The organism is Nonomuraea rhizosphaerae, assembly GCF_019396405.1.
Classification (GTDB): domain Bacteria; phylum Actinomycetota; class Actinomycetes; order Streptosporangiales; family Streptosporangiaceae; genus Nonomuraea; species Nonomuraea rhizosphaerae.
In genome coordinates this window covers 1-7804 of record NZ_JAHKRL010000537.1, presented here as the reverse complement: position 1 = coordinate 7804, position 7804 = coordinate 1, and the positions used below count along the sequence as shown (strand labels likewise).

The 7804-nt window shown below is 71.7% G+C and carries 7 protein-coding genes and 1 tRNA gene; all 8 read left to right on the top strand.

Features of this window, described 5'->3' with window-relative positions:
- Window positions 1–507, top strand: a 507-nt coding sequence (locus KME77_RS27900) for a hypothetical protein (RefSeq protein ID WP_219471934.1), incomplete at its 5' end; no start/stop codon positions are given.
- A 97-nt stretch (window positions 508–604) separates the two neighbouring features.
- Window positions 605–2245 carry a serine/threonine-protein kinase gene (locus KME77_RS27895; RefSeq protein WP_219471932.1) on the top strand — a complete coding sequence of 547 codons (1641 nt, stop codon included), beginning with the start codon at window positions 605–607 and terminating at the stop codon, window positions 2243–2245.
- 22 nt (window positions 2246–2267) lie between these two features.
- A complete protein-coding gene (locus tag KME77_RS27890; RefSeq protein WP_219471930.1) occupies window positions 2268–3620 on the top strand; it encodes a protein kinase family protein in 1353 nt (450 codons plus the stop codon).
- Between the two features lie 78 nt (window positions 3621–3698).
- On the top strand, window positions 3699–4922 hold the full coding sequence (locus tag KME77_RS30130; RefSeq protein ID WP_219471927.1) for a DUF2510 domain-containing protein: 1224 nt from the start codon (window positions 3699–3701) through the stop codon (window positions 4920–4922).
- Between the two features lie 70 nt (window positions 4923–4992).
- Complete coding sequence (orn, locus tag KME77_RS27880; protein ID WP_219471925.1) at window positions 4993–5586, top strand: oligoribonuclease; 594 nt, start codon at window positions 4993–4995, stop codon at window positions 5584–5586.
- A gap of 291 nt (window positions 5587–5877) precedes the next feature.
- Window positions 5878–5953, top strand: a tRNA-His gene (locus KME77_RS27875).
- A 183-nt stretch (window positions 5954–6136) separates the two neighbouring features.
- Entirely contained in the window at window positions 6137–6334 is a 198-nt protein-coding gene (locus tag KME77_RS27870) for a helix-turn-helix domain-containing protein (protein WP_308250941.1), read from the top strand.
- Window positions 6335–6732: 398 nt separating this feature from the next.
- The coding region (locus KME77_RS27865) for a low temperature requirement protein A (RefSeq protein WP_219471917.1) at window positions 6733–7804 on the top strand (1072 nt) is incomplete at its 3' end.

The following is a 7804-nucleotide window of genomic DNA, read 5'->3' as shown; positions in this document are numbered from 1 at the left end:
TACGCCTTCAGGTCCCGCCCCTGCGGGAGCACTCTGTCGGTCACCGTCCGCGCGGGCGGCCGCACGGCCACCGCGCGCGCCAGGGTGACGTGCCCGCCGAGCGTCAAGCGGGTCTCGATCGTCCGGGCCGCGCTGTCCCCGGGCGGCCAGGCCGCGGCGACCGTCTCGGTGACGACCGGCAACGACCAGCCGGTACGGCTCCTCGTCACCTTCTCCCTCGGCGGGGCCGCGCACACCCAGTCGCTCACCCTGTCCGGTGACACCGCCTACACCAGGTCGCTGACGTACACCTTCGGCAAGGTCCCCTGCGGCACGTCCTGGCAGATCTCGGCGAACAGCCGGCCCAGGGCGGCCAACGGCGGCGACAGCGCCGGCGGCCGGACGGCGGCCTGCCAGGAGGAGGAGCCGCCGAAGGAGACTCCCAAGCCCGACGAGTCCCCGAAGCCGGACGATCCCCCGGACGACACCAAGACCCCGGAGCCCGATGATTCCGGCACCATCGGGTGACTTTATCGACATAAGCGTTGTGGGAACGAGATTGTCACTGGTTAAGCTACGGTCCGTCTGATGAGCGAGGGGGCCCAGACGACTGGAGGGGAACCAGATGAACGGCGATGGCCATTGGCGTGTCCCGGGTTACTCGGAGGAACGTGAGCTGGGCGCGGGCGCGTCCGGCCGGGTCGTACTGGCCAGGCGCGAGCACGACGGCGCCGAGGTGGCCATCAAGTACCTGTCCGACCAGCTCCGCTCCGACGTCGGGTTCGTCGCCCGGTTCCGGCACGAGGCCCGGCTGCTGGGCACCGTGCGCAGCCCGCACAACGCCCGCCTGGTCGACTACGTCGAGACCGGCTTCGGCGCGGCCATCGTCATGGAGCTGGTCGACGGCGTCCCGCTGCGCGAGCTGCTCAGGTCCGAGGGCCCCACGGGCCCCGAGGCGGCCCTGTACGTCCTGAAGGGCTCGTTACAGGGTCTGGCCGCCGCCCACGCCATCGGGGTCGTGCACCGCGACTTCAAGCCCGAGAACGTCATGGTCCAGGGCGACGGCACCAGCAAGCTCGTCGACTTCGGCATCGCGGTCAGGGTCGGCGACGACGCGAACGCCGCGGGCACCCCGCCCTACATGGCCCCCGAGCAGTGGGTCGGCTCGTCGGCCACCCCCGCCACGGACGTGTACGCGGCCACGGTCGTGTTCTTCGAGTGCCTGACCGGCGCCCGGCCCTTCCGCGCCCCCAACCTCGCGGCCCTGGCCCGCCAGCATCAGAGCGCGGCGCCGCCGGTCGAGGAGGTGCCCGGCCCGCTGCGGAACCTGGTCGAGCGCGGCCTGGCCAAGGACCCGGACGAGCGGCCGGAGTCCGCCGAGACGTTCCTGATCGAGCTGGAGGCGGTCGCCGCCAGGGCGTACGGGTCGGACTGGGAGGAGCGCGGCAAGCGCCGCCTGGCCCGGCTGGCGGGACTGCTGCTCGTGCTGCTGCCGGGCGGGCCCGAGGCCGGGGTCGAGGCGCAGACCTCGCTCGCGCGGACGGACTTCGGCGAGCCGGGCCTGGGCGAGACCACCCGGCTGATGAGCAGGCTCTCGACGAAGATCGTGATCGGCACGGCCTGCACCGCCCTGGTGTTCACCGTGGGGGTGGTGCTGATCCAGACCATGTCGGGCGAGCCCCAGTTGCAGGCGCGCACCACCCCGGTGACGCCGTCGGCGACCGTGTCGGTGGCGGACGCGCGGACCGAGGAGCCGACGGAGGAGCCGTCGAGCGACCCGCCCGAGGAGACGGCGACCGAGCCGGCCACCGAGCCGACCACCTCGGCCAGCGCCACGCCGCCGCCTGTCGCCAGCTCGACGCCGAAGCCGTCCAGGACGCCCAAGGCCACCAGGACCCCGAGGCCGAGCAGGTCCACCTCCAGGCCGGTCAGGACCACGGCCAAGGCCAGCCCGCCGCCCGAGTCGCCCGGTCCCGAGATCACCAGCGACGTGGACGACGCGCCGACCGTGGCCTCCACCACCAGCCGGCCGCCGACGACCTCCGCGCCGCCGACGGTCCGCCCGACGCGCACGCTCAGCTCCCCCGACCCCACCGTCCGGCCGACGCAGACCCCCACCAACGACGACGGCGGAAACACCCCGACGCTCTCGTCGACACCCGGCCCCGGGGCGGTCCTGGCGATCGGACTGATGACGTCCGGCGCGGTTCCGGTCACACTTGCCATGAAGCGCCACATGGCGGGACGGCACCGGAGGAAGCGCTAGGAAGCGCCGGGGGGCAACGGCGATGGACACTTCTCGGAACGATATCGCCGGTTTCCGGCTCACCGAGAACACCTGGATCACCGAGCTTGGCAATTGGATCGACGCGATCTCGCCGGACGGGCGCAGGGCGGGGGCCCTGCTGTTCGACCAGCGGATCATCGCGCTGCCGGGGGTGCGCGACCGCGTCGTGGCGACCGTACTGACGGATCAGCGGCTGGTTCTGGGCGGCTTAACCGGGTTGATCCCCGTGGCCGACGTGGTGGCGGCAGGCGAGCAGGTGTGGCTGCTGACCGCGCAGGCGGTCAGCCCGACGCTGACGGACGTGATGTCGTCCGGGCCGATCGACGCGAGCGGCGCGGCGTCCGTGCTGGCGGACACGGCGCAGACGCTCATCGCGCTGCACGCGGCCGGGGTCACCCATGGCTCGGTGCACCCGGGCTCCGTGGTCATCACGGCCGAAGGCGCGGCGCTGCTGTCGGAGCGCGGCCTGGCCGACGCCATCCGCGGGCAGGTCTCCCGGCCCGAACGGGACGCGACGGCCTGGGCGTCGCTGGCGCGCGGGCTGGGCGCGGCCGTCATGCGCGGCGCGCCCCGGGCGGCGCAGCTCTTCGAACGGGCCGCGGTCACCGCCACCACGCACGGCCTGAGCACCGCCAGGGCCGTCGTGCTGTCGGAGCCCACGGCGCTGCCCGGCGGCCGGATCAGCCAGGAACGGCTGGCCCAGGCGGCGCGCGGCAGGTCGGCGTTCGCGCACCCGCCGGTGGAGCCGCAGCAGCCGCTCGACGAGGGCGACATCGTCACGCTCCTGGCCGTCCCGAGCCCCGGCGCGGGCGCGGGCTCCGGTCCCGTGCAGTTCGGGCCGGGAGTCAGCACGGAGGAGGCGCAGCGAGGCACCACCGCCGAGCGCATCTGGCGCGAGGGCCGCGGAACGGTCCAGTCGCGTGGCGGCGGCAAGCCGGACAGGGCCGCGCGGGCCAGGCGGCGCAAGACGATCCTGGCGGCGGCGCTGTTCGCGATCGTCATGGGCGGGGCGATCCTGGCCTGGTTCAAGCTGAGCGGCGCGCCCGAGCTGGCGGTCAAGTCGATCAACGTGGTCGCGCCGAAGAAGACGCAGGGCTGCGACAGCGCCGTCGTCGTCACCGGGACGATCGTCACCAACGGCGAGGCCGGCGAGATCAGCTACGAATGGCGCAAGAACCTGGACAAGGAGGTCGTCAAGCAGACCCTCCGCACCACCGCCGACCAGACCTCCTACACGGTGCCGCTGCGGTGGACGCTCAAGGGCAGGAGCACGGTCAAGGCCACCGCGACGCTCCGGGTGCTCTCCCCGGGGCCCACGCGTACCGACAAGGCGAGCTTCACGTACAAATGCTGACGTCCGAATACTGACGTCGTGGGTTTGGTGACCGGCCCAGCAATGCATATCAAAGCCGTTCTTACTACGCTGACGAACATGACCACGCAGACCCCCGCGGGCTGGTACCCCGACCCGTACGGATCCCCCCAACTCCGCTGGTGGGACGGCGGCCAGTGGACGGACGCCACGCACCCGCTGGAGCAGGGGGCGTCGCAGCAACAGCCGTCCGGGCCACAGGCCGCCTCAGGCCCCCAGCCGTACGGCGGATCGCAGCCTTATTCCGCGCCACCGTCCTCCGGGCCCCAGTACTCGGCCCCGCAGCCCTCAGGGCCGCAGCAGCCGTCGTCGGGGCCGCAGCCCGACTGGTCCGCCACGCCGGCGAACCCGACGCTGCAGTTCGGCCAGCCGACGTACGGGACGGCCCCGTACGGGCAGCCCAGCGCCACGCAGCCCGCCTACGGCCAGCCCACTCAGGGCCAGCCCGCTCCCTACGGGCAGCAGCCCTGGAGCCAGGGCTCCCTGCCGGGGCCCGGCTACGGCGGACCGGGCTACGGCGGGCCGCCGAAGGAGAGCAACCCGCTGCCGTGGGTGTTCGGCGGCCTGGCGGCGCTGGTGGTGATCGGCCTGATCGTGGCGGTCGGGATCTTCTTCGTCAACCGCGGCAACGACGGCGTGATCGCCCAGCCCACCCCGAGCGCGACGAACGAGCCGACCCGGCCGACGCCTGAGCAGCAGCCGAGCACCGCGCCCCCGACGCAGGGCAGCGGCGAGCTGCCGCAGCCGCAGGACGGCCGGGTGGCCGACCCGCAGACCGGCATCTCCTACCAGGTGCCCACCGGCTGGAAGGTGCCCAACTACAGCGACATCAACGGCACCAACCCGGCCCAGCAGAGCTGGTCGAGCGGCGTGGAGGCCATCGCGCAGGAGAAGTTCGACGGCAAGGACAACTGGATCGGCAACGTGTACACCGGCCCGCTGAACCAGCTCTACCCCTACTCGGGGTCGCCGGACGGGCTGGGCGACACGTGCAAGGCCGTGTTCGTGGACTTCGCCAGGTACTACCAGGTGCCCCACACCAACAAGATCGTCGCGGACAAGGCGCTCAAGATCGGCGACAGGGACGCGTGGGTCCTGCAGTTCGAGCTCGACTTCACCAAGGAGTCGAAGGCCAAGGGCTACAAGTGGAACAAGGAAAACGGCGCGGTCGTGGTCATGGACCGCGGCCAGGGACAGCCCCCAGCCCTCCTATACGTCTCCGTACCGGACAATCTGGGCACAGACGTGGTCAACCAGGTTCTCAGCTCGCTCAAGCCCGCGTGACCAGTGGCACTAGGCTGTGGGGGTACGCAGGCGGGCGGATGGCTCCGAGCCGCTTGGGCGAGGAGATCGAATGAGTGACTTGCTGGTCTGGATCGACTGCGAGATGACCGGGCTCGACCTTGGCCGCGACGCGCTCGTCGAAGTGGCGTGCATCGTCACCGACAGCGAGCTCAACCAGCTCGACGAGGGCGTCGACGTGGTCATCAAACCGCCGCCCGAGTCACTGGAGCAGATGTCGCAGGTGGTCCGCGAGATGCACACCGCCTCGGGGCTGCTGCCGGAGATGGCGGGCGGGGTGACCCTGGCGGAGGCGGAGTCGCTGGTGCTCGACTACATCCGCCGCCACATCCCCGAGCCGAAGAAGGCGCCGCTGTGCGGCAACTCGATCGGCACCGACCGGACGTTCATCGCGCGCGACATGCCCGTGGTCGACGGCTACCTGCACTACCGGATGATCGACGTGTCCTCGATCAAGGAGCTGGTGCGGCGCTGGTACCCCCGCGTCTACTTCGCGGCGCCGGAGAAGCAGGGCGGGCACCGGGCGCTGGCCGACATCACGGAGAGCATCAGGGAGCTGCGCTACTACCGGGCGGCGGTGTTCGTGGGCCAGCCGGGGCCCGACTCGGCCACCGCCCGCGCGGTGGCGGAGCGCGTCAGCGGCTGAGCGGCTGGCCCCGCTTCCGGCGCGCGTTTCCGGCCGCATGCTTCCCACCGCGCGTCTCCAGCCACGCGCGGCCCCGGCTGCTGCGCCACGCGGGTCCGCCGATTCTCCCGCCGGGCGCGGCCCGGCCCCCGAGCCGATCCTCCAGCCCCGAGCCGGGTGCCGACGTGCGGTGGAACGGTGCAGCGGCGCGGGCCGCGAGGCCGGCCGGGCGCGCGGCGCGGATAATCGAGTGGCGTAAAGACTCCCGAACACCGCTACACTTTTCCTGTGCCCGCCAATCGGCGGTCCATGGTGGGTGTAGCTCAGTTGGCAGAGCGCCAGGTTGTGGTCCTGGATGTCGAGGGTTCAAGTCCCTTCACTCACCCCATGCCTACGGCCGGTCCCCCGGGACCGGCCGTTGCCGTTTTCTCCGGCAACGTCCCCAAAACATGACATTGCGAGTTATGCTCGCTGTCTACCGCTAACGCCGGAAGCACGGGGGCCCTCGGCGATCTGACCGTCTGCGCGCCCCGGAGGCCGGATGAGAGTCGATGACGCAGCGTTCGAAAGCGTGTTCACGTCCCTGAGCAAGCGAGAGACCGAGGTCATGGACCTGATCGCGACCGGTCAGTCCAACGGGCAGATCGCGCAGCGACTGTTCCTGAGCGAGAAGACCGTCAAGAACCACGTCAACCGGATCTACGCGAAACTGGGCGTCGATTCCCGGGTGACCGCGATCGGGTTATGGCTGTCGAAGGACGACCGCTGACGTATCCTCCGCCCCTTCCTCTGGCGGGGGGACGCCTGGTGGGGCGCCGCGTGCCGGCGTCCCGCGACGGGCCGCCCGATCGCGCCCATACGCCTGGCCCACCCCGAGGGCCGGGCGCGATGCTTTCTTCCCGCCCGCGGGCCCTCCTTCCGGGCGTGGCGTTTTCTTCCCGTTCTTCCTGGCGCGACGCTTTTCTCTTACGGCCGGCATGGGCCGGCCCCACCCGCCGACCAGGGCCGGCGCCCGTCCAGGGGAACGCTCCTCCGGTTCCCCGGCCGAGCGCCGTGACGTGCGCACCGTGGGCCGTTCGAGGAGTTGTTCGCCACCCGTGATCTCGTCCGCCTTCTCCTGAGCCCCCGGCCATGTGGATAATTACACGATTACACATGGAGGTTCAGGTGGGCAGGAGTTGGCAGCCGCCACGGTTGCGGCTGTTCGAGGGGGCGCAGCGGCGGGCCACCTGGCTGGAGCTGCTGTACGACCTGGTGTTCGTCGTGGCCGTGGCCGAGCTGGCCGGGGTGCTGGCCGAGGGGACGTCGCTCGGGCGGGTGCTGACGTTCGTGGGGTTGTTCGTACCGGTCTGGTGGGCCTGGGCCGGGTACGTGTTCTACGCCAACCGGTTCGACACCGACGACGTCAGCCACAGACTGCTGGTGCTGCCGCAGATCCTCGCCGTCGGCACCATGGCCGCCAGCGTGGGCGACATCGAGACGCGGTCGGCGCTGTTCGCGCTGTCCTACGTGGTGGTCCGCGTGCTCCTCATCGTCGCCTACCTGCGGGTGGGGCGGCACGTGTCCCAGGCGCGGGCGCTGGCCGGACGCTACGCGGCCGGGTTCGCGGTGTCGGCGGTCATCTGGGTGGCGTCACTGGCCGTGGAGGCGCCGCAGCGGTACGTGATGTGGGGCGTCGCCATGGTGATCGACCTGGCCACGCCGTTGCTGGCGCGGCGCTACCAGGGGGCGCTGCCGCCGCAGAGCGAGCATCTGCCCGAGCGGTTCGGGCTGTTCGTGGTGATCGTGCTGGGCGAGGTCGTGGCCGCCGTGGTGCTCGGGCTGAAGAGTCACCCCGTCACGCCGGGCACGCTGCTGATCGCGCTGGCCGGCATCGCGATCGCGATGGCGTTCTGGTGGATGTACTTCGGCCACATCGACGAGTCCGTGGTGCTGCGCACCAGGCTGGCGGGACAGGTGTGGGTGTACTCGCACCTGCCGCTCGCGCTGGGGCTGGTGGCGTTCGGGGTGGGGATCGAGCACGCGATCGCCCATCCGGGCGCCGGGTGGGCCTTCGGCGTGCCCGCGGCCGTGGTGCTCGCGACGCTGGGGCTGCAGCACCTGTGCTCCCGCGACCGGGCCGCGGGCGGGATCCGGCTGGCCGCCGCCGTGCTCACGCTGGCCACGTCCGCGCTGCCCGCCGTACTGACGCTGCCGCTGATCCTGCTGTACGGGGCGGCGCAGGTCGCCTACGACCTGC

Excerpts from the sequence above, each read along its gene's own strand:
- KME77_RS27895 (WP_219471932.1), top strand. The coding sequence starts at position 605 with ATGAACGGCGATGGCCATTGGCGTGTCCCGGGTTACTCGGAGGAACGT.
- KME77_RS27890 (WP_219471930.1), top strand. The coding sequence starts at position 2,268 with ATGGACACTTCTCGGAACGATATCGCCGGTTTCCGGCTCACCGAGAAC.
- KME77_RS30130 (WP_219471927.1), top strand. The coding sequence starts at position 3,699 with ATGACCACGCAGACCCCCGCGGGCTGGTACCCCGACCCGTACGGATCC.
- orn (WP_219471925.1), top strand. The coding sequence starts at position 4,993 with ATGAGTGACTTGCTGGTCTGGATCGACTGCGAGATGACCGGGCTCGAC.